This window comes from uncultured Lactobacillus sp. (genome assembly GCF_948948975.1).
Classification (GTDB): Bacteria; Bacillota; Bacilli; order Lactobacillales; family Lactobacillaceae; genus Lactobacillus.
The window spans coordinates 77,814-103,144 of the sequence record NZ_CARBVX010000005.1; the positions used below are offsets into that span (position 1 = coordinate 77,814).

The 25,331-nt window shown below is 35.2% G+C and carries 25 protein-coding genes and 1 other annotated feature; of the genes, 5 read left to right on the forward strand and 20 right to left on the reverse strand.

Going from position 1 to position 25,331, the window contains the following annotated elements; translation table 11 throughout:
* Position 1: 1 nt before the first annotated feature.
* From Q9R40_RS03510 to ezrA, 6 genes are all read right to left on the reverse strand, one after another.
* Complete coding sequence (locus Q9R40_RS03510) at positions 2–2,641, reverse strand: valine--tRNA ligase (RefSeq protein WP_304676385.1); 2,640 nt, start codon at positions 2,639–2,641, stop codon at positions 2–4.
* A 38-nt stretch (positions 2,642–2,679) separates the two neighbouring features.
* Positions 2,680–2,892: a binding site (T-box leader), on the reverse strand.
* Positions 2,893–2,933: 41 nt separating this feature from the next.
* A complete protein-coding gene (locus tag Q9R40_RS03515; protein ID WP_304676386.1) occupies positions 2,934–5,561 on the reverse strand; it encodes a cation-translocating P-type ATPase in 2,628 nt (875 codons plus the stop codon).
* Between the two features lie 237 nt (positions 5,562–5,798).
* Positions 5,799–6,500: a pseudouridine synthase gene (locus tag Q9R40_RS03520; RefSeq protein WP_300592067.1), complete on the reverse strand. Its 702-nt coding sequence runs from the start codon at positions 6,498–6,500 to the stop codon at positions 5,799–5,801.
* Between the two features lie 50 nt (positions 6,501–6,550).
* Entirely contained in the window at positions 6,551–7,768 is a 1,218-nt protein-coding gene (thiI, locus tag Q9R40_RS03525; protein ID WP_304676387.1) for a tRNA uracil 4-sulfurtransferase ThiI, read from the reverse strand.
* Positions 7,769–7,777: 9 nt separating this feature from the next.
* Entirely contained in the window at positions 7,778–8,932 is a 1,155-nt protein-coding gene (locus tag Q9R40_RS03530; RefSeq protein ID WP_304676388.1) for a cysteine desulfurase family protein, read from the reverse strand.
* Between the two features lie 90 nt (positions 8,933–9,022).
* The gene (gene ezrA / locus Q9R40_RS03535) at positions 9,023–10,747 is read right to left on the reverse strand and encodes a septation ring formation regulator EzrA (protein ID WP_297940464.1); all 1,725 of its coding nucleotides are present in this window, start codon (positions 10,745–10,747) and stop codon (positions 9,023–9,025) included.
* A 279-nt stretch (positions 10,748–11,026) separates the two neighbouring features.
* Here ezrA and rpsD point away from each other — a divergent pair, with 279 nt between their 5' ends.
* From rpsD to Q9R40_RS03560, 5 genes are all read left to right on the forward strand, one after another.
* Positions 11,027–11,638 (forward strand): 30S ribosomal protein S4, encoded by a 612-nt coding sequence (gene rpsD / locus Q9R40_RS03540; RefSeq protein WP_003647084.1) that lies wholly within the window; start codon positions 11,027–11,029, stop codon positions 11,636–11,638.
* Positions 11,639–11,755: 117 nt separating this feature from the next.
* Positions 11,756–12,220, forward strand: coding sequence for a YueI family protein (locus Q9R40_RS03545; protein WP_170088198.1), 465 nt, complete (start codon positions 11,756–11,758; stop codon positions 12,218–12,220).
* Positions 12,221–12,222: 2 nt separating this feature from the next.
* Entirely contained in the window at positions 12,223–13,518 is a 1,296-nt protein-coding gene (locus Q9R40_RS03550; protein WP_297940468.1) for a replication-associated recombination protein A, read from the forward strand.
* 284 nt (positions 13,519–13,802) lie between these two features.
* The gene (locus Q9R40_RS03555; RefSeq protein WP_011161826.1) at positions 13,803–14,087 is read left to right on the forward strand and encodes a hypothetical protein; all 285 of its coding nucleotides are present in this window, start codon (positions 13,803–13,805) and stop codon (positions 14,085–14,087) included.
* 57 nt (positions 14,088–14,144) lie between these two features.
* Positions 14,145–14,624 carry a universal stress protein gene (locus Q9R40_RS03560; RefSeq protein ID WP_304676389.1) on the forward strand — a complete coding sequence of 160 codons (480 nt, stop codon included), beginning with the start codon at positions 14,145–14,147 and terminating at the stop codon, positions 14,622–14,624.
* Between the two features lie 49 nt (positions 14,625–14,673).
* Here the strand turns inward: Q9R40_RS03560 and Q9R40_RS03565 are convergent, their stop codons facing one another.
* From Q9R40_RS03565 to upp, 14 genes are all read right to left on the reverse strand, one after another.
* Entirely contained in the window at positions 14,674–15,870 is a 1,197-nt protein-coding gene (locus tag Q9R40_RS03565; RefSeq protein WP_304676390.1) for an FtsW/RodA/SpoVE family cell cycle protein, read from the reverse strand.
* 18 nt (positions 15,871–15,888) lie between these two features.
* The gene (locus tag Q9R40_RS03570; protein ID WP_004894179.1) at positions 15,889–16,116 is read right to left on the reverse strand and encodes a DUF2969 domain-containing protein; all 228 of its coding nucleotides are present in this window, start codon (positions 16,114–16,116) and stop codon (positions 15,889–15,891) included.
* Positions 16,117–16,126: 10 nt separating this feature from the next.
* Positions 16,127–16,420 (reverse strand): membrane protein insertion efficiency factor YidD, encoded by a 294-nt coding sequence (gene yidD / locus Q9R40_RS03575; RefSeq protein WP_011161824.1) that lies wholly within the window; start codon positions 16,418–16,420, stop codon positions 16,127–16,129.
* 189 nt (positions 16,421–16,609) lie between these two features.
* Entirely contained in the window at positions 16,610–17,599 is a 990-nt protein-coding gene (locus Q9R40_RS03585; RefSeq protein ID WP_004894172.1) for a rod shape-determining protein, read from the reverse strand.
* Between the two features lie 107 nt (positions 17,600–17,706).
* The gene (locus tag Q9R40_RS03590; RefSeq protein ID WP_012846386.1) at positions 17,707–17,940 is read right to left on the reverse strand and encodes a DUF1146 family protein; all 234 of its coding nucleotides are present in this window, start codon (positions 17,938–17,940) and stop codon (positions 17,707–17,709) included.
* A gap of 50 nt (positions 17,941–17,990) precedes the next feature.
* On the reverse strand, positions 17,991–18,431 hold the full coding sequence (locus tag Q9R40_RS03595; RefSeq protein ID WP_300592052.1) for a F0F1 ATP synthase subunit epsilon: 441 nt from the start codon (positions 18,429–18,431) through the stop codon (positions 17,991–17,993).
* Positions 18,432–18,442: 11 nt separating this feature from the next.
* Positions 18,443–19,885: a F0F1 ATP synthase subunit beta gene (gene atpD, locus Q9R40_RS03600; RefSeq protein ID WP_004897607.1), complete on the reverse strand. Its 1,443-nt coding sequence runs from the start codon at positions 19,883–19,885 to the stop codon at positions 18,443–18,445.
* A gap of 22 nt (positions 19,886–19,907) precedes the next feature.
* Positions 19,908–20,864: a F0F1 ATP synthase subunit gamma gene (locus tag Q9R40_RS03605; protein ID WP_297940820.1), complete on the reverse strand. Its 957-nt coding sequence runs from the start codon at positions 20,862–20,864 to the stop codon at positions 19,908–19,910.
* A gap of 17 nt (positions 20,865–20,881) precedes the next feature.
* The gene (gene atpA, locus Q9R40_RS03610) at positions 20,882–22,393 is read right to left on the reverse strand and encodes a F0F1 ATP synthase subunit alpha (RefSeq protein ID WP_297940822.1); all 1,512 of its coding nucleotides are present in this window, start codon (positions 22,391–22,393) and stop codon (positions 20,882–20,884) included.
* A gap of 14 nt (positions 22,394–22,407) precedes the next feature.
* On the reverse strand, positions 22,408–22,956 hold the full coding sequence (locus Q9R40_RS03615; protein ID WP_300723137.1) for a F0F1 ATP synthase subunit delta: 549 nt from the start codon (positions 22,954–22,956) through the stop codon (positions 22,408–22,410).
* On the reverse strand, positions 22,956–23,456 hold the full coding sequence (gene atpF, locus Q9R40_RS03620; protein WP_004894154.1) for a F0F1 ATP synthase subunit B: 501 nt from the start codon (positions 23,454–23,456) through the stop codon (positions 22,956–22,958). Before atpF ends, Q9R40_RS03615 begins: the two co-directional genes overlap by 1 nt.
* A 49-nt stretch (positions 23,457–23,505) precedes the next feature.
* A complete protein-coding gene (gene atpE, locus Q9R40_RS03625; protein ID WP_004894153.1) occupies positions 23,506–23,718 on the reverse strand; it encodes a F0F1 ATP synthase subunit C in 213 nt (70 codons plus the stop codon).
* A gap of 18 nt (positions 23,719–23,736) precedes the next feature.
* The gene (gene atpB, locus Q9R40_RS03630) at positions 23,737–24,453 is read right to left on the reverse strand and encodes a F0F1 ATP synthase subunit A (RefSeq protein ID WP_004894150.1); all 717 of its coding nucleotides are present in this window, start codon (positions 24,451–24,453) and stop codon (positions 23,737–23,739) included.
* Positions 24,454–24,544: 91 nt separating this feature from the next.
* Positions 24,545–25,174 (reverse strand): uracil phosphoribosyltransferase, encoded by a 630-nt coding sequence (upp, locus tag Q9R40_RS03635; RefSeq protein ID WP_004897613.1) that lies wholly within the window; start codon positions 25,172–25,174, stop codon positions 24,545–24,547.
* Between the last annotated feature and the right edge of the window lie 157 nt (positions 25,175–25,331).

A 25,331-nucleotide genomic window follows, 5' to 3' on the forward strand; every position in this document is an offset into this window, starting at 1 on the left:
TCTATTTACTTTCCTTTAATTCTTTCATTCTTTCACGAACACCAGCAAGTTGACTTTCGTAGTCAGCCTTCTTTTCTTTCTCTTTATTTATAACTGCTTCAGGCGCATGAGCTACAAATCCTTGATTTGAAAGTTTCTTTTCGGCTCTTTCAACTTCAGCTTCAAGACGTTTTTCTTCCTTTTCCATCTTAGCGAGTTCTTCATCTACATTAACTAATTCAGTCAATGGAACAAAGATTTGAGCTCCTGGAATTACGGCAGTTTTAGCAAGTTTCGGTGCTTCAATATCAGATGCAACAGATAAAGCTTTTGGATGAAGGAAGTTTTCTACATATTCAGCATTATTATCCAAGACAGCTTTATTCTTATCATCATCAATTTGAATCATGATATCAATTGGGGATGACATAGGTGCATTAACTTCCATACGGATATTTCTAACAGCCTTGATTACTTCAATTAAGAAGGCCATTTGACTGTCAGCTTCTTTGTTTTCAAATTCCTGATGAGTCTCTGGATATTTAGCTACCATAATACTCTTACCATTATGAGGCATTGAAAGCCACAACTTTTCAGTTACAAATGGCATAATTGGGTGAAGTAAACGTAAGATTTGATCAAGAATCCAGATTAAGTTTTCTTGTTTTCTAGCCTTTAATTCTTCATCATCACCATTTAATGCAACCTTAGAAATTTCAATGTACCAATCACAGAAGTCATTCCAGATAAAGTTGTAGAGTTCACGGCCAGCTTCACCAAATTGATATTCATCAAATAATCTAGTTACTTCACTAACAGTGTGATTCAAACGATCAAAAATCCAGCTATCTGCTAAGTCAAATTTGGAAGTATCTGGCATATGAGCAGGCTTAGCATCTTCTGGCAAGTTCATAATTACGAAACGACTTGCGTTCCAAATCTTGTTGATGAAGTTCCAGGCTGCACCCATTTTCTTTGGATCGTAACGAGTATCTTGACCAGGAGCCGTACCATTAAGTAAGAACCAACGAAGAGCATCTGCACCATATTCATCAACAACATCCATTGGGTCAACACCGTTACCCAATGACTTACTCATCTTACGTCCTTGTGGATCACGAATTAATCCATGTAAAACAACATCGTCAAATGGACGCTTGCCAGTAAAGTGTAAACTTTGGAAGATCATTCTTGATACCCAGAAGAAGATAATGTCGTAACCAGTAACCAAAGTATTAGTTGGGAAGTAACGCTTAAAGTCTTCTGAGTTTTCATCAGGCCAACCTAAAGTAGAAAATGGCCATAATGCACTTGAGAACCAAGTATCAAGTACATCTGGATCTTGCTCCCAGTTTTCACTATCTTTAGGAGCTTCAAGACCTACATAAGTTTCACCAGTCTTTTTGTTGTACCAAGCTGGAATTCTGTGTCCCCACCATAATTGACGAGAAATTACCCAGTCATGAACATCGCTCATCCATTGTTCAAGAGTATGTTCAAATCTTTCCGGAACAAAGTTTACCTTGTCATCAGTCTTTTGGTTTTCCAAAACTTTTTCAGCTAATGGCTTCATCTTAACGAACCATTGTTTAGAAAGTCTTGGTTCTACTTGAACACCTGAACGCTCTGAGTGACCAACAGAGTGAACAATTGGTTCAACCTTGATTAAGAAACCTTCTTTTTCAAGATCCTTAACTAAAGCATCCCGTGCTTCAAAACGATCCATACCAGCATACTTGCCAGCTTCTTCGTTCATCGTTCCATTATCGTTCATAACATTGATTCTTTCTAAGTTATGACGATTACCAACTTGGAAGTCGTTAGGATCATGCGCTGGAGTGATCTTAACAAGCCCCGTACCAAATTCTGGATCAACGTGTTGGTCTTCAATAATTGGGATGTGGCGTCCAACAAGTGGCAATACTAATTCCTTACCAACAATATCTTTGTAGCGTTCATCACCTGGTGCAACAGCTACTGCAGTATCACCAAACATAGTTTCAGGACGAGTAGTTGCAATTTCAACAAATCCAGAACCATCTGCAAATGGATACTTAATGTGGTAAAATGCGCCCTTATCATCTTTGTGAATAACTTCGATATCACTAAGAGCAGTTTCCAATTTTGGATCCCAGTTAATGATGTACTCACCACGGTAAATGAGTCCTTCATTATAAAGTTGAACGAAAACTTTTCTAACAGCTTTTGAAAGCCCCTTATCAAGGGTAAATCTTTCACGAGAATAATCTAGTGAAAGACCCATCTTTGCCCATTGGCTCTTGATAATTGATGCATATTCATCTTTCCAGTCCCAAACTTGCTTAACAAAAGCTTCACGTCCCATTTCGTGACGATCTTTTCCTTGTGTGCGAAGTTTAGCTTCAACTTTAGCTTGAGTTGCAATACCAGCATGATCCATACCAGGAAGGTATAAGGTATCATAGCCCTGCATACGCTTAAAACGAATTAATGTATCTTGAATTGCTGTGTCCCATGCATGACCCAAGTGCAACTTACCAGTTACATTTGGTGGTGGGATAACGATTGAATAAGGATGAGCTTTTTTATCGCCAGATGGCTTAAAAAGATCCTCATCAAGCCATTCCTGATATCTTCCTTTTTCAACTTCATTAGGATTATATTTAGGTGCTAAATCTGCCATTTAAATTCCTCCAATAAAAAAATCCTAGACAAATATTTGTCTAGGACGAAATTTTTCCGCGGTACCACCTACGATTAGGTATAGAATATATACCTCTCTTATAAGCGATAACGGTGCTGAAGTGTCCGGATTAACCTACTAAAAAATTCAATTAATCAGCTAATCAAGCTACTAGTAATATTCTTTAAGTCTCTCAGCATACTGACTTTTCTCTGTAATGTGAAATTACTCCTCTTGATTCTTGCTTTGTTTATGATTATAGCATGAAAGAAAATAAGAAGAAAGCTAAGAATTAACCTCTATTTTCTCTAATCACTTTCACTATTTGAATTAAGATAGTTGGAATAATTGCCAAAATCACAATTAGCCATACTTCTTGAGCAGTTAATGGTTGAACTGCAAATAGTCCATGTAATGCTGGTACAAAAAGAATTAAGGCTAAAAGTACGGTACCTAATGCAAAGGCTGCCAAACTGTACCAATTATTTTTAAATCCAATCTTAAAAATACTGTGTTGTGAACGGCAGTTGAATCCATGAAGTAAACGTGCAAACGTTAAAGTTGAAAACGCCATAGTACATGCAATTGCTGGTGTATCTCTTAAACCAAGTAAGAAAGCAGCGATAACACTTAGTGAAATTAAGAATCCTTGAATACTAATTTGTGTAACAAATTTTTTATCTAACAAACTAGCTTTAGGATCACGTGGTTTACGTTTTAAAATATCAGGATTTCCTGGTTCCATCCCAATAGCTAAAGCTGGAAGAGAGTCAGTAACTAAGTTAATGAATAAAAGTTGAACTGCAACAAATGGAACTGGCAATGCAGCAATTGAAGCAAATAAAACAGTAATGATAGCTGATAAGTTACCAGATAATAGATATCCAATTGCATTACGGATATTTTCATAAACTGTTCTACCATTTGCAACAGCTTTAATAATTGTAGCAAAGTTGTCATCAGTTAAGATCATACTTGCGGCATCTTTTGATACTTCGGTACCAGTAATCCCCATTGCAACCCCAACGTCTGCCTTCTTTAATGCAGGTGCATCGTTAACTCCATCACCTGTCATTGATACAATATGATTCTTTCTTTGCCAAGCATTAACAATTCTAATTTTGTTTTCTGGAGAAACTCGAGCATAAACTGCTACTTTTTCAATTTGTTGGTCTAATTCTTCATCACTTAATGCATCTAACTCTAAACCTGTTAATGCAAGATCCCCATCAGTGAAAATACCAATCTTTTTAGCGATTGCTACTGCAGTTACTTTATGGTCACCAGTGATCATCACAGTTCTAATTCCGGCTTCTTTAGCCCGTGCAACAGCTGCAACACTTTCTTCTCTAGGTGGATCCATTTCAGAAACTAAACCAATGAAAGTTAAGTCTTTTTCGCTATCAGTAGATAATTCTTCATCACTTTCCTTATATGCAAATGCCAATACTCTTAATCCATTTTCTGAAAAGTGATTATTCTGAGCCAAAATATCTTTTCGATCTTCTTCAGTCATTGGGCGGACATCATCCCCAAAACGAATATTCACACAACGTTTAAGTAAAACATCGATTGCTCCTTTTACAAAAATTGTAGGAACCGTATGAATTAAGTGCTTAGTACTCATTAATTTTCTATCAGAGTCAAAAGGCACTTCCTCTAAACGATCTAAATGTTCTCTTAACTCACTTTCAGATAAGCCTAATTTTCCGTCACCAAGATCAATTCCTGGAACTTTACGATACATTTCTAGTAAGGCTGATTCTGTTGGATCACCAATTTTTTTACCATCTGATAAACTTGCATCATTGTTTAAAACTACATCATATAGTAAATAACGGTGCAACTGATTACTTAAGTTCAACTCTTCAGGCTTAAGAACTTTACCGCCAATATAAATATCTTCAACAGTCATCTTATTTTGCGTTAAAGTCCCAGTTTTATCAGAACAAATTACTGAAACTGACCCTAATGATTCAACTGCAGCTAAATTTTTGATAATTGCATGCTCTTTAGCCATTTTTTGAGTTCCCATAGCCTGCACAATAGTTACAATTGAGCTTAAAGCTTCAGGAATAGCCGCTACGGCTAATGCAACTGCAAATAGCAATGCATCTAGTAAAGGCTGACCACGCCACATTTGCAATCCTAAGATCAAGGCACAGAAAATCAAAATTGCAGTTGCAAGACGAGATGAAAATTGATCAAGTGAAACTTGTAATGGCGTTCTACGCTCCTTAGTTTCATTCATTAAGGTAGCAATTTTACCAATTTCAGTGTCCATACCAGTTGCTGTAACTAAAACATTCGCACGACCATAAGTTACAAGAGAACTAGAATAGACCATGTTTACTCGATCAGCCAAAGGAACTTCTTTTTCAAAAGTCGTATCTAACTTATCAATATTAGTTGATTCACCGGTTAGGGAACTTTCGTTTACCTGCAATGAAAAATTATCTAAAATTCTACCATCAGCGGTAACTAAATCTCCTGCTTCAAGTAAAAGTATATCTCCAGGAACAACATCTTTTGCGGAAATTTCTTGTTTTTTACCGTCCCTTAAAACCTTAGCAACAGGTGCAGATAGAGACTTTAAGGCTTCTAGTGATTTTTCCGCCTTAACATGTTGTACTGTTCCTAAAATAGCATTTAGAATCAAAACAACAATAATAACTGCTGTACTTTCTAAGTTACCAGTGAATGCAGAAATCACAGCTGCAACAATCAAGATAATAACCATTAGGTCTTTAAATTGTTCTAAAAAGACTTCTACAACACTTTTTTTCTTACCTTCTACTAGAGCATTTGGTCCGACTTGTGCTAATTTTTCTTGAGCAGCTTTACTAGTTAAACCTTGCTGTTCATTAGCTCCAAGCTCTTTTAGAACTTCTTCTTTGCTCTCACGATAATATGCTTTCACTTAAACCCTCCATCTACTGGGAAAACCAGACTTTGGCATAAAAAAAGAGACCATTGTCTGAACAAAAACGTTTAGCCAATAGTCTCACCATTTAAACTTACAGCGGAAAAATTAATTTCGTTTTGACGCCGTAAGTACACCCTTATGCCGGTTACTCCCTATATGTTGATTATAAGTTTATCATGTTTTAGTTAAGCTAGCAATAAAGATTTATCACTTTACCTAATCTTATAGTTCTTATTTGATCTCTTTCAAACTAATTTCTTTATATTCGCCTCGTTTTAAGCTAGTAGGTAACACTAATTTTCCCATAGAAATTCGATCTAATTCTATTACTTTCATCCCTACTGCTCCAAACATTCGCTTAATTTGGTGATACTTTCCCTCCTGAATTTCAATCTCAATTTCTGATCGATCAGATTCTTTATCCTGTATCAAAATCTTTAATTCTGCTGGTTTTAGTTTTGTACCATCGCCTAATGTCATACCACTAGCAAAAATTTTAACTGTCTCTTTATCAGCTACTCCAGCAATTTTTGCCCGATATTTTTTAGTAACATGTTTATTAGGAGCCAGCAACTCATGGGCTAAAGCACCATCATTTGTTAACAATAATAAACCCGTTGTATCCTTATCCAGTCTACCTACCGGCGCTATGCCTTTATAACGATCTTTAGGTTTAAGTAAAGAAAGAACAGTTTTTTGACTTCTATCTTCTGTTGCTGAAATAACACCTTTAGGTTTATTGAGTAGAAAATAATGGTATTGCTGATAGGCCACTTTTTCTCCATTAACTGCTACTTGGTCTTCTTCTTTAACTTGCTCCTTGGGTGTCTTTACAACTTCTCCATTAACTGTCACAATCTTCTTTTTAATGAGATTATGGACTTCCCTACGTGAACCAACATTCATGTTAGCCAAATACTTATCAATTCTCATATATTTTGTCTTTCTAAAATAAAAAGCGCTAGCATTCTGCTAGCACTTTTTTATAACAAGTCTGCGTCTTCTTGAGCCTTATCATCCAAGAACCTTTGATTTGGATAAATTGGTGTAATCTCCATTCCATCAATTGCCCGCTGAATCATTCCTTCAGCATCAAGTCTATCTTCTAACTTACGAGCTTCATCCAATTTTGGTTTAGTCTTTGGACGTGGTGGAGCAAAAATTGTACAACAATCTTCAAATGGTTCAATAGAAAGGTCGAATGTTCCAATTTGCTCAGCTAGCTTAATAATTTCAGTTTTATCCATTGTAGCCACTGGGCGAAGAAGTGGTGTTGAAGTCACATCATTAATTGCAACCATTGATTCTAGTGTTTGAGATGCCACTTGACCAACTGATTCACCGTTGAAGATTGCTAACCCACCACGCATTGCGCGAATACGATCTGCTAATTGCAACATAAAACGACGTTGAATGGTCATTAAGTAACCTTCTGGTAACTTTTCCTTAATTTGCTCTTGAATTTCAGTAAAAGGTACAGCAATAAAATTAATCTTTCCAGAATAGTTAGCCAAAATTCCAGTTAACTCTTTTGCTTTAGCAAGTGCCTTTTCAGTAGTATATGGAGGACTAAAGAAGTGCACCATATCAATTTCAACTCCACGTTTCATTGCTAAGTAAGACGCCACTGGAGAATCAATCCCACCTGATAACATCATAACTGCCTTTCCAGCAGTTCCAACCGGCATACCACCGGCTCCATGAAGAAGTTGGTTTGAAATATAGATTGCGTCTTGTCGAACTTCAATTCTTAGGACTAGATCGGGCTTTTTCATTTGAACCTTTAAATTATCCATATTATCAAATAGGTAATCACCAATCATCATGTTTAATTGATTAGTGTCATATTCAAAATCATGGTCACTACGTCTAGTATTAACTTTAAATGTCATACCATCTTTAAAAGTTGCTTGCATTAATTCAAGGGATGCTTTTTTGATTGCATCAAGATTCTTATCAACTTTTATAGTTGGAGAATATGTTTGAATACCAAAAACAAGTTTTAAACGTTGATCAATTTTCTCAAATGGTGCACCATTTAAGACAATATGCATACGATCATGTTTAGGATGGATCTCAATTTCTGGAAAATCTTGCAAAGCTCTAGTTACATTGCCAGCAAGTCTTCCAATAAAGTCTTTTCGATTTTTTCCTTTAGTGGATAGTTCACCATAGCGAACCATTACTTCTGTATATTGCATAATTTCACCTTATTTCAAATGATTAATTTCAGCGAAGTGCTTATATATTTTATCAAAAACTGAAATAAATTGCTCAGCTTCTTTAATTGTATTACTTGGATCAAAACTTAATCTAATTGCACCGGTAGCTAAATCATCATCTACCTTCATAGAATTCAAAGTTCCACTCTCTACACCACTTCTAGAAGAACATGCACTAGTAGTTGAAACATAGATATCCTTAGACTCAAGCGTATGAACTAAAGTTTCTCCGCGAATACCTTCTAATGAAAAGCATAAAATACTCGGAACAAAATTATCATTAATTGGTGAAAAAATATGAATTCCTGGTTTTCCATTTAAATAGGAAACTATTTTATCCTTAACTGCTAATTCTTGCTTAGCATTTTTCTTTTCATCAGCTAAATATAAACGCATGGCTTTAGCAGTTGCCGCAATTGCAGGTAAATTTTCGGTACTTGAACGTAAGGCCTTCTCTTGACCACCGCCATCAATTAACGGCTTAATCATTTTACCTTCTTTTTTGTAAAGAATGCCTACGCCACGAGGTGCATGAAATTTATGAGCTGATAAACTCATTAGGTCTACTCGATTAGTAAATACTTCATCCCAAACATCTTTTCCCAAAGCTTGGACATTATCAACATGAAAAGTAACATTGGGATAGTCTTCTAAAACTTTACTAATGGCTTTAATAGGTTGAATTGTACCAATCTCATTATTGACACCCATAATTGAAACCAAGATTGTTTCTTTATCTAAGGCTTCTTTTACATCTTCAGGATTTACCTGCCCATTCTTATCAACTGGTAAAACAGTTATACGAAATCCTAAATTTTCTAAAGCACGTACTGAATTTGAAACTGCTGCATGTTCAACACTTGATGTAATAATATGGTTACCAAATTCTTTTTTAGCTAAAGCAGTACCCTTGATTGCCCAATTATCAGATTCACTTCCACTAGATGTGAAAAATATCTCATATGGCTTAACATTCAATAAATTAGCAATTTGTTTTCTAGAGGCTTCTAAAAGTTGATGAGATCGATCTCCCATTTTATGCAAACTTGAAGGATTTCCCCAGATATCCTTTGTTACTTTATCATATGTCGCTAAAGCTGCAGGATAGACAGCTGTTGTAGCACTATTATCAAAATAGATCAATTTTCTTTCTCCCCTAAAAAACGACCATGGGTAATGGTCGTTTGATAATCATATAAAATCTTAACTTAAAAATACTATTGCTTCAATCTTTTACTCTTCTTCGTCTGCTTCTTGCTCGCTATAGTATTCTTTTTCAATTCTTTGATAGCTTCCTGGCTCTACCTTTTCTAGCGCTGTAGCAATTACGTCCAATGCTTCTTTATACTCATATTTATTCTGATATAAATCATAAGCTTCTTTACGTGCACGTTTAATTTCAGGATTTGAAAGATATTTATTTGAATATTGCATTGTCAATTCAACTAAATCAGCAGAATTCAAAATCTCATCTGCCTCTTTCTTTAAGCGCTGAATATCTTCTTGAATTTGAATCAATTCACTAGATATTTTTTCCATATTTATTCTAACTTGATTCAACTCATTATCTGTATGCTTAACTTCATTTAAAACTAAAGTATACATTTGAATAAAACTTTCAGGCTTTCCTGGTAGCTGACGCCGTTCAACTTTTCGATAAACTAAAGAAATTTCTTGCTTAAAATGAATTATAGAATCATTGGCAATTTTTTCTGCATCAAATAGTCCATCTATATCATTTGAAAGCTTTTTCTCAGTCTTTTCAATTTCCTTTAAATTATCTAACATGGTCAGCCACTTATTCTCAATCTGAGAGTAAACGCCATTACCATCAGCTAGTTTTTGACAGTCAACATCAAAGTCAGAATTCATTCGGCTAACTTGACTTTTTAGTTGTCTAGCTTCAGCTAGCTCTCCATGTGTCAATTCATAACTTTGATCAACATGCTCTAACTTAGCTACAAGTTGGTTAGATGCATTTCCAACATGGGAGAGAATTTGAACAATTTTATCTTGATTTTTATCAACAAATGGTCGAGCTTTAAATTCTTTTGTAAGAATGTCATACAAGCTATCAATTCGTGTACTTATTTCTTTGTTATTCTTTTCAACTTTTTCAAGCTCTAATTTGTTAAGATCCTTTTTAGTACTATCAACTAATTCTCTTAAACTCTTAATTTCTTCTAATACATCAACTTCAGTAATTTTATACTTATCTTTTATCATTTGACGATAAGTATTGCTGAGTTCGTTAAGTTGGTCAGGAAAAACATTTTTCAACTCTTGATCAAAGTTCTCTACCTTAGGAAGATCAGTCTTTAAAGTAGTAAGATTTGTATCGATTTTAACTAATACTTTCTTTGCTTCTTCATGATCTCCTTCACCAGATAAATTCTTTACAGTTTGAAAATCACTTTCTAAGGTTGCCAAATCTTCTTCAATCTGGTCAATTGCATTTCCATAATTAAAAGATTGAGATAATATTTTTTTACGTAGTTGTTGGTAGTCTTTTGATAAAGCAGCATAGTGTTTTTGATTATCTCGATTTGCCTCAAGTAAATTAGTAAATACTTGTTTACTATGTTCGACATTGTCTTGATTAGTCTGCAATAATTCTGTTGCTTCTTTAATTAATTGGCGAGTTTTTATTAAATTAAATTTTGCATTAAGTCCAGCTGCTTGTTCAAGAAGATGCTTTAATTCTCCAACGTCCTTAGTATCAACTTTTTGATATACTTTCTGCCATCTTTTAAAAGTTTCCAAACTTTTTCCGGCTAATTCCATTTTCTCTAAACGTTTAATATCTTCTTCAACGCTAATATCTTTTAATTCATCAGTTAGCGCATCTAATTCCGCAATCTGATGATTAAAATACTTATTAAGAATAACAACTGTAGCAATAACAGCAATTATAGCAATCAATATTACAATAATAAGAATAGATAACCCTGATGACATAATACCCTCCATATTTCATATTAATTATACCAGACTTCATCTTAATGCCAGCTAGAAAATCTCTACTTTTACTTGCTTTAAAACAGATTTCTTACTATAATAGTCTTCGTGTAAAATATTTGCAGCAATAAGTGACAAGAACGTCAACATCTTGAGGCGTTTAGTGAACGAGTAACCCGCGCTGCACTGGGCGAAACATGCAACTTGAGATGCACGAATGTTGAACTTATTTCTCATATTTTACTCCAAAAAATTATTATTTTTTATGGAGGATTTTTTATGTCAAGATATACTGGTCCAAGTTGGAAACGTTCAAGACGCTTAGGTATCTCACTTTCAGGTACTGGTAAGGAAATTAGCCGTCGTAACTACGCACCTGGTGATCATGGTCCTAACAACCGTGCAAAGGTTTCTGAATATGGTCAACAATTAAAAGAAAAGCAAAAGTTACGTTGGATGTTTGGTTTAAATGAACGTCAATTCCAAAACTTATTCATCCGTGCCGGCAAGATTCGTGAAGGTAAGCACGGTGTTAACTTTATGGCTTTACTTGAAAGACGTTTAGACAACATCGTTTACCGCTTAGGTTTAGCTTCAACTAGAGAACAAGCTAGACAACTTGTTAACCACGGTCACATCTTAGTAGATGGCAAGCGTGTTGACATTCCTTCATACGAAGTTAAAGTTGGTCAAGAAATCAGCTTAAGAGATAAGTCAAAGAACTTGCAACAAGTTAAGGACGCTTTAGATGCAGTTGTATCACGTCCACCATTTGTTTCATTTGACGACAGCAAGATGACTGGTACTTTAGTTCGTCTTCCAGAACGTGACGAAATGGAACCAGAAGTTGATGAAGCTCTTATCGTTGAATGGTACAACAAGAAGCTTTAATATTTATTGCTTCATTACAAAAAAGTCTTTCCTCCTTTGGAAAGACTTTTTTGTTTTCTTCTTTTCCACTTGCTACACTAAGAATGTAATATTTTATTATAAAAAGGAAAAAGAAATATGACTGAAGATTTAAATACCCGTCTTGAACATGCTGCTAAAGGAATTACTCCTCAAACTTGTCCTGATGAACGGAGAAGATATTTAGGTTCTTTACGTGAACGAGTTCTAGTAAGAATGACTGTAAAAGAAACCGACAATCCGGACTTAGATGCTTTGTTTTTAGACCATTTAAATGACTTTAAAAATTACACTATCTTAATTAATGGTAAAATGCCTCAAAATAAATTTATTAGTAAGTTAATGAGTTTATGTTCACAAAAAGATATTAAGTTCACTTTAATAAATGACGAAACTGCCAAAAATGAACCAGACTCCACTGGCGTTTTAGTAGTTTCAAAAACTGCTATTAATCATTATAGAATTGATATCAACCAAGTATATGCTCCAGAAGTTCCTCATGAACAATTGTCAAAACCAAAAAAAGAAAATTTCTGGGACAAATTATTTAGAAAAAAGGACTAATTATGCAACCTCTTGCTTATCGTATGCGCCCAAAAAACTTAGATGAAGTTGTTGGTCAAGAACATTTAGTAGGAAATAAGAAAATAATTAGGCGAATGGTCGAGGCCAAACTTCTATCTTCCATGATTCTTTATGGACCTCCTGGTATTGGAAAAACTAGTATTGCCAGCGCAATTGCGGGATCCACTAAATATGCATTCAGAAAACTTAATGCAGCAACCGACACAAAGAAAGATCTTCAAATCGTTGCTGAAGAAGGAAAAATGAGTGGAACCGTCATCTTACTTTTAGATGAAATACATCGTTTAGACAAAACAAAGCAAGACTTTCTCTTACCTCTTTTAGAATCTGGGAATATTATTTTAATCGGTGCTACGACAGAAAATCCCTATATTTCTATCTCTCCTGCTATACGATCCAGATGTCAGATTTTTGAATTACATCGTCTTAAAAAAATGGATATTTCGCACGCGATTGACCGTGCTCTTAAAGATACCGAAATAGGATTAGGTAAATACAATGTAGAGTTAACAAAAGATGCACGTGATCTTCTAATTGAAAAAGGAAATGGCGATTTAAGAGCGACACTTAATGCATTAGAATTAGCAGTTCTATCAACAAAAGAAGAAAAACAAAATGACTCTGATAATAAAGTAGTAATTGATAAAACTGAAATGCAAGATTCCATCCAATTTAAATCTCAGAATTACGATGCAAATGGTGATGGCCATTATGATTTATTATCTGCATTTCAAAAATCAATTCGAGGTTCTGACACTGATGCAGCACTTTATTATCTAGGAAATCTCTGTGAATCTGGCGATTTAGTAGCAATCTGTAGACGATTATTAGTCATTGCCTATGAAGATATTGGATTAGCTAATCCCCCAGCCTGCAGTCGTACAGTTAATGCAGTACAAGCTGCTCAAATGGTCGGTCTACCAGAAGCGCGAATTATTTTGTCAAATGCTGTCATTGAACTGTGCCTATCGCCCAAAAGTAATAGTGCAATTACAGCAATCGATGCTGCAATAAGTGACATTCAAAATAAGCAGAATGATCCTATTCCGAATACTCTAAAGGATGCACACTATAAAGGAGCACAAGCCTTGAATCGTGGAGTTTCTTATATTTATCCCCATGATTTTCAAGGAGATTGGATTGCACAACAATATTTACCGAACAACCTAAAAAATGTCTCTTACTTTAATCCAAAAGGTAATTCTAAAGTTGAAGATGCATTAAAAAGACAATATTTGCGTCTTAAAAAGATGCAAAAAGATGGACTCCAAAAGTAAATCCAATTTATTGACATTAGTGATATCTTTGCTAGAATAGATAGTGATCTGAGTTGATCAACCTAATTACAAAGTTGACCGATCAAACTAAAGACGTTGGAATTTATGAATAACATCTGAATCGGAATACTAGCTTGTCCTAGGATCCATATTCACTGCGACATAGATTCAAATTTTGAACACTGCGGGTTCAACAAGCGTCATTATGTTGCAGTCAACTCAGATTTTATTGAAATTCAAGGAAGCGGCGTAAGCCGCTTTTTTTATTAAGTGAGGTTTAATAAGTGGTATTAAAAGTTCTAATGCTAATTTTTATTTTATTAGTGTTTATTACAGCTTGGTATTTAATTAGAAGTAAAAATAAAGGACAATTCATTATTTTCACTTTTATCGGAAATAAAAAAATTAATATGCTGTTCTCAATTACTAGTTTAGTGTTAATTTTAACTGGTTTTATTGGGATTATTATTTTATTTACCTTACCTAAAATATTTAATTTCATTACCTTAATTATTGCTGCAATGGCACTCTCTATCTTTTCATTTACTTTTATGAATTTAAATGAATAGTTTTATTATTCTATTTAAATCAAATTTTGGTAAAATATTGATGGAGAGGTGATCAACATGTTAAAACAATATCAACATATCCAAGTTGCCGTAGATGGTTCCAAAGAAGCTGAAGTTGCATTTAGTAAAGCGGTAGAAGTAGCAAAAAGAAATGGTGCTACTCTTGAAATTTTGCACGTAGTAGATACTCGTGCATTTCAAGATGTTTCTAGCTTTGATTCAGCAATGGTTGAACAAGTATCTGAAGAAGCAAAAACTAAAATTGAAGAATATTATAATCGAGCTAAAGATGTCGGTGTTAAAGATGTTCATTACTCAATTGAATTTGGTTCTCCAAAGAATATCATTGCTCATGAATTTCCGGAAGAACACAATATCGATTTGATAATTTTAGGTGCTACGGGTTTAAACGCTGTAGAAAGATTACTAATTGGTAGTATTACAGAATATGTTACCCGTACTGCAGCTTGTGATGTTCTTGTAATTCGTCAACCAGCTGCACAAAACGAAGATATTAAGAAAAACAGAAAAAATTAAGAGCAAAAACACACCTCATCATTTTTGATGAGGTGTGTTTTTATGTTCTTTAAAAGTCTCCAGCAGTACTAAAGATATAATCTTTGTGGTGCCACTTCATTGAGAGAATCAGACCAATTCCAATCATATTTCCTAATAAGGCTGATCCACCTTGAGATACAAATGGTAACGGAATACCGGTCAATGGTAAAAGATCAATTCCCATTCCAATATTTTCAAAAACGTGGAATAAAATCATCATGATGATTCCTGTAGAAATGTAAGAATAAAATGCATTCTTTGTTTCAAAAGTAATTTTGACCATTTGAAAAATTAAATAGAAATAAATCAAAATCAAAGCACAACATCCTACAAAACCTAATGATTCTCCAATAACTGAGAAAATCATATCAGATGTTCTAACAGGAACATAAACACTAACTTTGCCAAAACCATGTCCCCAAATTTGGCCCGATCCAATTGCCTTCATACTTTGCCACAATTGATAAGCACCCGAAGAAGTATCTTGAGATGGATTCAACCAAGAATTAATTCTCTGAAACTGGTAAGATCTAAAATTAAATGCACTTCCTAAAAATGCCTGTCCACCGGGGGTAGTAACGAGTAAGATTGCTGCTGCACCAATAATAAACACAACACCATACACTGGTATAATAATTTTCCAAGTAATTCCGGAAACTAAAATTACCCCACCAACAATTGCAAAGAATACGAGCATAGTACCAAAGTCATTTTGTAATTTTAACAAAACTGCAACTGGAATTAACCAAGCAAATATTTTACCAATCAAAAGCCAATCTGTTTTAAAAGTATGGGCATATTGCTCATTATGTCGCTCTACTACTCTTGCTAACATTAAAATAAAGGCAGGTTTCATTATTTCAGATGGTTGAAAAGTTAATGGCCCTAATTTAAACCAACTCTTCGCACCAGTATCGGCAAATACTTGCCGGTTATACAAGAATAAAACTGCAATTAATAAAATTATTCCAATCCCATAAGCAATTGGAGCAATTTTAAAAAGTTGTTCTGCGTCAAATTGCATTACGAAAATCACCAGTGCAATTGATACAAGATACCAAACTGCTTGAGTAATAACTGCTTTTACCGGACTTCCCATTTTAGGGTCGTTCACAGTTGCAACCCAAATACCGTATAGACTGATGACGGCTAATAAAAAGACTGGAACTACTACACCCCATGCGATGCGATCATACCAATCTGCTTTATTTTCAACTTTTGTCATTGTATATCCCTACTTTGTTTATTTTTCATGCAAAGTAAAGTATGAAAGTAATTCATTAATCGCACTTTCTAAAGTCTTGGAATAGAGACTGTGATTTGTTTTAGAAGATACTACATGGTAGCGTTCCTCTTCTTGTTCAATAATTCCAATAGAACGTTTACCAGGAATAACAACTTCCCAGGTAGGTGCTGAAGTGCCTTTTCTTTCATTAACTTCAATATCAATACTTTCCAATTTTCTAGACATATATATTCTCCTACTTTTTATTCGAATGAAATGCCTGCGCAATAATTTCATCTTCATATCGTTCAGGATGAGGATTACGACGCAGGGTAAAATAATCCGGTACTGGATCTACTCCTCCCTTAATAAAAGGATTACAGCGCAATATCCGCGCTAGGCCCATTATTAAGCCTAAAATTGCTCCATGCTTTTTTAAAGCATCAATCATATAGCTTGAACAAGTAGGATAATACCTACATGTTGGTGGCAAAATTGGAGAAATAAACTTCTTGTAAACATTTACCAACCCAATTAACAATTTATTCATTTTAACTTAAAAACTCAAAAAAATGAATCCATGTTGTAGGAAAGAAAATTGCAAAAGGATTGCCACTTGCAACACCACATCCGATAAAGGCTCCAAGGAGCATGGTGGCAAACAAGTATAAAATAATCTTTCCCACTTTTTTTAAATGCTTATTTACTAATGAAAAATTAAAACTTACTCTCTTCATAATTAGTGTCTCTGATGATTCTCAATATTTTTAAGCAACACGCCTGTTCCATTTGCAACAGCTTCTAATGGCTCATCAGCTTTTAAAACTGGAACTTGGAGATAATAAGTAATTAATTTATCAATATTCTTTAGTAAGGCTCCACCACCTGTTAACATAATACCACGGTCGATAATGTCAGCAGATAATTCAGGTGGAGTTTGCTCCAAAACTTCTTTAGTTGCGGCCACAATAGACATTAGACCATCTTCAAGAGCTTTTTGAACTTCTAATTCATTAATCGTAACTTGTTTTGGCAATCCATCAACCATATCACGCCCACGAACAGTCATTGTCTTAGTTGGATCAGCTTCAAAAGCAGTTCCAAGTTGAATCTTAATTTGTTCAGCAGTATGTTGCCCTACTAAAAGATTCTTACTACGTTTAATATAGCTAGCAATCGCCTGATTCATTTTATCTCCTGCCCAACGAAGTGAGCGAGAAGTTACTATTTCTCCCATTGACAAGACAGCTATATCGGTAGTACCTCCACCAATATCAATAACCATATTTCCTTGTGGTCTAAAAATATCTAAACCAGCTCCAACAGCCGCTACTTTTGGTTCAAAGTCTAGATATACTCGCCCTCCACCTGATTTTTCAGCAGCTTGAATAATGGCTTTTTGCTCAATTGAAGTAACTCCAGTAGGAGCACAGATTAGAATATTAGGCTTAGACATAAAACCTTTTACGTTTAATTTTTCAATAAAGTAGCTAAGCATTTCTTCGGTAATATCAAAATCTGCAATTACACCATTTTTCAATGGTCTAATTACTCTAATATTACCTGGTGTACGCCCTACCATTTTATATGCCTCAGTACCGACTGCGACAACTTTATCTTTATCAGTATCTACAGCAACAACAGAAGGTTCATTTAAAACGATACCTTTGCCAGATACATTTATTAGAACATTTGCTGTTCCTAAATCAATTCCTATATCTCTTGCCACGCTAGTGCCTCCAGTATTTAATCATTAAAAATTGTAACATAAATACCGCTTTACTTTAAGAACAAGTGTAAAGAAGTGCTGTTTAAAAGTATTTCTTATAAAAATCATTAAAAAAGCATCTTTAATGCTAAGGATTGATCCACTAAAGCCAAAATAAATTGTCCCACTATAAATCCTAAGGCAATCGACACAAACAGTAAAAATACTTGAATTTCAAATGTGTGTCCTTTCTTAAATAACTGGTCGACTCTTAGACCTCTCACTGCTCTGAATGAAAAAGCAATCGTCACTAAATATGTGATTAGACTAACAATTGCATGAACTCCTACTTGTTTCATCATATAATTTTCTCCATAAAAAAAGACGAACCCATCGTTCGTCTTTCTCATTTCTATTTACCGTAATTTTCACGTACATGTAATCTATTAACCGCACGACGTAAGGCAATTTCAGCTTCTAGCATTTCTCTTTCGTTGTGCTTTTCTTTAGCTTCTTGCATATGCTGTTCAGCACGCTTCTTAGCTGATTGTGCACGTTTAACATCAATATTGCGAGCCCGTTCAGCACTGTCAGCAATAATGGTTGCTTCATTATTTGAAAATTCAATGTAGCCCCCATTAACAGCAATATGGTCAATACGATCATTCATTTCATGGGTTCTTTTTACCCGAACTTCACCAATAGCTAAAGGAGTAACAATTGGAAGATGATCATACATAATTGCACGATCTCCATCAATTGCGCGCATTGCTACCATCGTAGCATTATGCGAATAGACAACACCATCAGGTGTTACAACGCTAACTTTTATAATTTTTTCTGGATCTGCCATAACGCATCACCCTACTTTGCTTCTAGCATTGCTTTTGCTTCAGGATTTTTAGGAGTAACTCCCATCTTTTCAGCTTGCTTAATAACATCCTCAATTGGACCAACGTTACGGAAAGCATCTTCTGGAAGATCATCCAATTTACCATCAATGATCATCTTGAAGCCTTTAATTGTTTCCTTGATTGGTACATATGAACCTGGAATACCAGTAAATTGTTCAGCAACAAAGAAGTTTTGTGAAAGGAAGAATTGAATCTTTCTTGCTCGTTCAACAATTAACTTCTCATCGTCTGATAATTCATCCATACCTAAAACAGAAATAATATCTTGCAATTCTTGGTAACGTTGCAAAATATGTTGAACCTTAACAGCTACTTCGTAGTGTTCTTCACCAACAATTTCTGGATCTAGGGCACTAGAAGTTGATTCAAGTGGATCAACAGCTGGGTAAATACCTTGTTCAACCAAACGACGTTCTAGGTTAGTAGTAGCATCTAGGTGAGCAAATGTAGTTGCAGGAGCTGGGTCAGTATAGTCATCAGCTGGCACATAAACGGCTTGAATTGAAGTAATAGATCCCTTCTTAGTAGAAGTAATTCGTTCTTGCAATTGACCCATTTCAGTTGCCAAAGTTGGTTGGTAACCAACGGCACTTGGCATACGACCAAGTAAAGCAGAAACTTCAGAACCTGCCTGAGTGAAACGGAAAATATTATCAATAAATAATAATACGTCCAAGCCTTCAACATCACGGAAGTATTCCGCAATAGTCAAACCAGTTAATGCAACACGCATTCTGGCACCAGGTGGCTCATTCATTTGACCAAAGACCATAGCAGTTTTAGACAAAACGCCAGATGCCTTCATTTCAAAGTAAAGGTCGTTACCTTCACGTGTTCTTTCCCCAACACCAGTAAATACAGAAATACCACCGTGTTCTTGGGCAATATTATGAATCAATTCCTGAATAATAGTTGTCTTACCAACACCGGCACCACCGAATAGACCAACCTTACCACCACGAACATATGGTTCAAGTAAGTCAATAACTTTAATACCAGTTTCTAGAATTTCTTCACTTGTGCTTAATTCATCGTACTTAGGTGCTTCTTTATGAATACCTTCACGTTTTACATCTTTACCTAGAGCAGGACCACCATCAATTGGATCACCTAATACGTTAAAGACACGTCCTAAAGTATCTTTACCAACAGGAACAGAAATTGGAGCACCAGTGTCTTCAACTTCCATACCACGTCTTAAACCGTCGGTAGATTCCATTGAGATAGTTCTTAAAACACCGTCACCAAGTTCTAGTGTAACTTCAAGAACAAGAGTATCACCATTATTGTTTGTGACACGTAAGGCGTTATTAATATCAGGCAAATCTTTATCTAGTGGGAATTCCACGTCAACGACAGGTCCAATAACTTGGACAATTTCGCCTTTACTCAAAACATCTACCTCCTTTTCTATTTTATTCTAAGGCATTTGCACCACCGATAATTTCAGTAATTTCGGTAGTGATTTGTGCCTGTCTTGCTCGATTCAATTTAGTCTTCAAACCAGAAACAACATCATCTGCATTTTGAGATGCACTCTGCATAGCTGTCATTGAACTTGCATGTTCAGCAGTTTTAGCATCCAAAATAGCTCCAAAGATCATTGATTTAGCAAATTGAGGTAAAACTGTCTTCAATACTGAATCAATATCTGGTTCAATAATGTAGTCTTTTGGCATTGTTTCTTTATGATTAATATCAATGTCAGAAATTGGTAGCATGCTTTCTACTCTAAAAGCAGAAGTTAAAGTATTTACGTGGTGAGTATAACAAACAAAAAGTTCATCATAAACGCCATTTAAGTACATCTTTACAGCGGTTTGAACAATATCTCTAACTTCATTATAAGTTGGAACATCGCTTACACCACTATATTCATACACAACATTAAGATTTTGTTTCTTAAAAAATTGTGCTGCAACACTGCCAACTGCCAAAATTTTAACATCTTTATTTTGGGCATCAGCATCTTTAAAGATACCCATCATATTCTTAATAACTTGACTGTTATAAGAACCAACTAAACCTCTATCTCCACTAATTACTAAGTAACCAGTCGATTTAATTTCTTTACGAGGTTGAACTAAAGATGCTAAAGTACCTAAATCAAAGAAACTACTGTAATCAATATTAGATTGACCGCCAAATTCACTATATTCATTTGTCTCTTTCCCTAATTGATTCACAATTTGTGAACTCATTAGATGAGAAACGGTTGCTCTAACTTTATCGTTGTAAATAGTATATTCTTGATCAAGTTTTTCAGTTCTATTCAATTTAACACCTGAAACCATTCTCATAGCTTCAGTTATTTGACCTGTTTTCTGAATTGAAGCAATCTTTTTTTTCAGTTCAAGGAGAGATTCTGCCAATGAAAAAACCTCCTCTTCTATTTCTTACTGATTGAAAAACCTTCGTTGAAGTTCTTTAAAGCTTCATTAAGCTTATCTTCCTCAGGTAAATCTCCTGTAGTACGGATTACCTCAAGTAAGTCGTTATAGTTACTTGCAAAGTAATCATATAATTCAAGTTCATAACGTTGAATATCAGGTACAGGAATTGCATCCAAAAAGCCATGCGTCAAAGCATAAAGAATTAATACTTCATCTTCAACAGGAAGTGGCTTATGTAGTGGCTGCTTCAATACTTCAACAGTACGACGTCCACGATTTAACTTAGCTTGAGTAGCTTGATCAAGATCACTACCAAATTGAGCAAAACTTTCAAGCTCTCTATATGATGCCAAGTCCACACGCAATGTACCTGCAACCTTTTTCATAGCTTTGATTTGTGCGCTACCACCAACACGGGAAACTGATTCACCGGCATTAATGGCAGGACGTGTACCAGCAAAGAATAAATCAGCTTCCAAGAAAATCTGTCCATCAGTAATGGAAATAACGTTAGTTGGAATATAAGCTGAAATATCCCCAGCTTGGGTTTGAATAAATGGTAAGGCAGTCATTGAACCGCCACCAAGTTTCTTATTCAACTTAGCACTACGTTCTAGTAAACGAGAGTGTAAGTAGAAGACATCACCTGGATAAGCTTCACGACCAGGTGGACGACGAAGAAGTAAGGAAATTTCACGGTATGCGACGGCTTGCTTACTCAAGTCATCAAATACGATTAATACATCCTTACCATTGTACATAAACTCTTCACCCATTGCAGTTCCTGCATATGGAGCGATATAAAGCATTGGTGCTGGTTCACTAGGACCGGCTTCTACGACAATAGTGTAGTCCATAGCACCAAATCGTTTTAAAGTTTCAACAGAGTTTTTAACTGTTGATTCCTTTTGACCAATGGCAACGTAAATACAAATAACATCTTGGCCTTTTTGATTAATGATTGTATCTAGTGCAAGAGCAGTTTTACCTGTCTTACGGTCACCAATAATTAATTCACGCTGTCCACGACCAATTGGAACTAAAGCATCGATAGCTTTAATACCAGTTTGTAAAGGCTGGTTAACGGATTGTCTATCCATAACTCCAGGAGCTTTACTTTCAATAGGTCTAGTCTTATCAGTCTTAATCTCACCTAAACCATCTACTGGTTGTCCTAATGGGTTCACAACACGACCAATTAATTGATCGCCAACAGGAACTTCCATAATTCGACCAGTACGCTTAACTTGATCACCTTCACGAATATCGTCAAAGCGACCTAAGATGATGATACCAACATCATTGGCTTCTAGGTTTTGCGCAATACCGTATGAACCATTAGAAAATTGTAATAATTCACTTGATAATACGTTATTTAGACCGTGAGCACGGGCGATACCGTCACCGACGTAGGTAACAGTACCAACTTCGTTGACGTTGAGCTTATCATCATATTTCTCAAGTTGTTGCTTGATCAAAGCGCTAATTTCTTCCGCTTTAATGCTCAATGGTTTCACCTCTTTTATCTATTTTTAATTAATTGCTCACGAATTTGTTGCAATCGAGTTCTTATAGAACCATCAATAATGCGATCCCCAACTTTGAGGATAATACCTCCTAAGATACTTGGATCCACTTTATTTGTCAGAATCAATTCTTTAAAGCCATACTTCTTAGCATAGGCTTGGCTTATTCGACTTAATTCATCTTCATTAAGCTTAATAGCACTTACTGCAGTACCAGAAGCAATATTTTTATACTCGTCATAAAGAGTATTAAATGCCTCAATAATTGCAGTTAAGGATTCAAATCTGCGATATTCTAATAAGAAATCCAAAAAATTCTTAGTTTCAACTGAAAACTTATCACTAAAACTTGATAAGAATTCCTCTTTTTGATCCTTCCGAATAATGGGATCACTTAACAGACGTAACATATCAGGAGTTTCTTTAGCTACTTGAAGCAATACATTCATATCTTCATGTACTGCATCCAGACTATTAGTATCCTGTGCATAAGCAAATAAAGCTTTACTGTATCTGGAAGCAATTTCTTCTCTACTTAAAGCCATTAGTCATTCAGCCCCTTGATAAATTGATCTACCAAGTCTTTCTGATCAGCAGCAGATAAATTCTTGCTAATTACTTTTTCAGCAATGGCAACAGAAATGTCAGCTACTTGATCTCTTGCTTCATTGAGTGCATCAGTTTTTGCTTGGGCAGCATCTTCTGATGCTCTCTTTCTAATTGCGGCAGCTTCTTGATCAGCTTGACTAATAATATTATTCTTAGTCTTTTCCGCATTGCTTTTTGCAGTAGAAAGAATTTGTGTTGCCTCTTGTTTAGAGTCTTTCAAGGCAGCTTCACGTTGATTAGCAAGCAATTCAGCTTTCTTTCGATCACTTTCTGCTTGATCAAGGTCACTTATTACCTTTTGACGACGTTCTTCCATCATCTTTGTTACAGGGCCCCAAGCAAAGTGCTTAACTAAGAGGAGCAAAGCTGCAAAGATCAAAAGATAGTAAAGCGTGTCACCTAACTCTAATTTTAAGGCTGCAAACATAAATTGCATGTCTCAACCCTTCTTTCTCGTAATTACGATCTTATTCTTAAAACGCAAATTACAGGAAGAGAATTAAGAAACCAATAACGATAGCTAAGATAGGAACAGCTTCGATCAAACCAACACCGATAAACATAGTTGCTCTAAGGTTGTTAGCAGATTCAGGTTGTCTTGCCATACCTTCAATAGTTTTTGAAATAACTTTTCCGTTACCGTAGGAAGCAGCCAAAGCAGCTAAACCAGCGGCAATTGCGGCAGCTAAATATTTCATAGAAAAACCTCCGTAAAATTATTCTTCAGTAACCTTTTTACCAATATATACCATTGACAAAGTTACGAATACATATGCCTGGATAGAGCCAATAAAGACAGAGAAGCCTTGCCAGATTAAAGTTAGTGGAACCGAAGCGATGACGGTAAACCAACCCGCACTCTTTGCAAAACGATTACCGATTAAAGTTAATAATACTTCACCGGCATAAATATTACCGTAAAGACGCAGTGATAACGTCAAGAAATTAGTGAATTCCTCAATAATATTGATTGGAAGTAAAAATCCAACTGGTTTTGCATAATTTGCAAAATAACCTTTAGCACCAAACCTCTGAACACCAAAGTTATAAGACAAGAGCAATGTCATCATTGCCATAGTCATAGTAATTAATGGGTTAGCAGTTGGTGATTTGACAAGGATATGGTCATTAATTGAAAACTCAAAGAACAAACCTAACTGATTCATAAAGAAAATGAACATGAATAGGGTAAAGGCATATAAAGATAGGTGCTTTTGTGCATCTACGTCAGCAACGTTATCCTTAACAATCCCATTTGTAAAATCAATCATATATTCCAAAAGATTTTGCTTTTTATTAGGTTTTAAAGAAACATTACGTCCTAAATACCAAACAAGAAAGAAAACCGCAATTGCGACTAACGTTCCCCCTAAGCAGTTAGTTACATTGAAATTTAAGCCGAATACATTAACGACTACAGATTTCTCATTCACTTCGTGACCTCCCTTCTTGTGCTGAATACCTCAAACACACTAAAAATGATAACACCCAAAAATTTCAATTTCAAAATATTTTTGAGTAAAATTACTTAGTTCCGAACAATCTATCTCCTGCATCCCCTAGACCTGGGTAGATGTAACCGTTATCCATTAATTTTTCATCTTCGGCTGCTGCATAGATGTCTACATCTGGATTTGCTTCTTGTACCGCCTTTACACCTTCAGGAGCAGCCACTAAAACAGCTAAACGAATATTCTTAGCGCCACGCTTCTTTAATGCCTCAATAGCCATATTTGCTGAACCACCTGTTGCAAGCATTGGATCAACAATAATACATTCACGTTCTTCAATATCTGGCGGCATCTTGAAGAAATATTCATGTGGCTTTAGAGTTTCTTCATCACGATACATTCCGATATGTCCTACTTTTGCAGATGGGATCATTTGAAGAACACCATCAACCATTCCAAGACCAGCACGTAAAATTGGTACTATAACTAGTTTCTTACCTGCTAATTCTTTTTGAGTTGACTTTCCAATTGGAGTTTCAATCTCAACATTCTTCAATGGCAAATCGCGTGTCATTTCATAAACCATGAGTCCACCAATTTCACCAACAATTTGACGAAATTCATTTGTACCTGTATCTTTCTTACGAATGATTGTCAACTTATGTTGGATCAATGGATGATTCAAAACGGTAAACTTACCCATAATGGCCTCCTATTTTAAAAATAATACTTCGTTCATTATTTTAACAAATTATTAGATAAATGTTTCCTAAATCATACGAAAAAAGGCATGTTTTTCTACATGCCTTTTTCTACGTAAAGTCAAGCACAATAGGATGTTTGACTTTATTTTTTAGTTG

Bases quoted from the DNA above. Each gene is read 5' to 3' on its own strand.
- Q9R40_RS03510 (WP_304676385.1), bottom strand. From the start codon at position 2,641: ATGGCAGATTTAGCACCTAAATATAATCCTAATGAAGTTGAAAAAGGA.
- Q9R40_RS03520 (WP_300592067.1), bottom strand. From the start codon at position 6,500: ATGAGAATTGATAAGTATTTGGCTAACATGAATGTTGGTTCACGTAGG.
- thiI (WP_304676387.1), bottom strand. From the start codon at position 7,768: ATGCAATATACAGAAGTAATGGTTCGCTATGGTGAACTATCCACTAAA.
- ezrA (WP_297940464.1), bottom strand. From the start codon at position 10,747: ATGTCATCAGGGTTATCTATTCTTATTATTGTAATATTGATTGCTATA.
- rpsD (WP_003647084.1), top strand. From the start codon at position 11,027: ATGTCAAGATATACTGGTCCAAGTTGGAAACGTTCAAGACGCTTAGGT.
- Q9R40_RS03545 (WP_170088198.1), top strand. From the start codon at position 11,756: ATGACTGAAGATTTAAATACCCGTCTTGAACATGCTGCTAAAGGAATT.
- Q9R40_RS03550 (WP_297940468.1), top strand. From the start codon at position 12,223: ATGCAACCTCTTGCTTATCGTATGCGCCCAAAAAACTTAGATGAAGTT.
- Q9R40_RS03560 (WP_304676389.1), top strand. From the start codon at position 14,145: ATGTTAAAACAATATCAACATATCCAAGTTGCCGTAGATGGTTCCAAA.
- Q9R40_RS03565 (WP_304676390.1), bottom strand. From the start codon at position 15,870: ATGACAAAAGTTGAAAATAAAGCAGATTGGTATGATCGCATCGCATGG.
- Q9R40_RS03570 (WP_004894179.1), bottom strand. From the start codon at position 16,116: ATGTCTAGAAAATTGGAAAGTATTGATATTGAAGTTAATGAAAGAAAA.
- yidD (WP_011161824.1), bottom strand. From the start codon at position 16,420: ATGAATAAATTGTTAATTGGGTTGGTAAATGTTTACAAGAAGTTTATT.
- Q9R40_RS03590 (WP_012846386.1), bottom strand. From the start codon at position 17,940: ATGATGAAACAAGTAGGAGTTCATGCAATTGTTAGTCTAATCACATAT.
- Q9R40_RS03595 (WP_300592052.1), bottom strand. From the start codon at position 18,431: ATGGCAGATCCAGAAAAAATTATAAAAGTTAGCGTTGTAACACCTGAT.
- Q9R40_RS03615 (WP_300723137.1), bottom strand. From the start codon at position 22,956: ATGGCTTTAAGTAGAGAAGAAATTGCTTCCAGATACAGTAAAGCTTTA.
- atpF (WP_004894154.1), bottom strand. From the start codon at position 23,456: ATGCAATTTATGTTTGCAGCCTTAAAATTAGAGTTAGGTGACACGCTT.
- atpE (WP_004894153.1), bottom strand. From the start codon at position 23,718: ATGAAATATTTAGCTGCCGCAATTGCCGCTGGTTTAGCTGCTTTGGCT.
- upp (WP_004897613.1), bottom strand. From the start codon at position 25,174: ATGGGTAAGTTTACCGTTTTGAATCATCCATTGATCCAACATAAGTTG.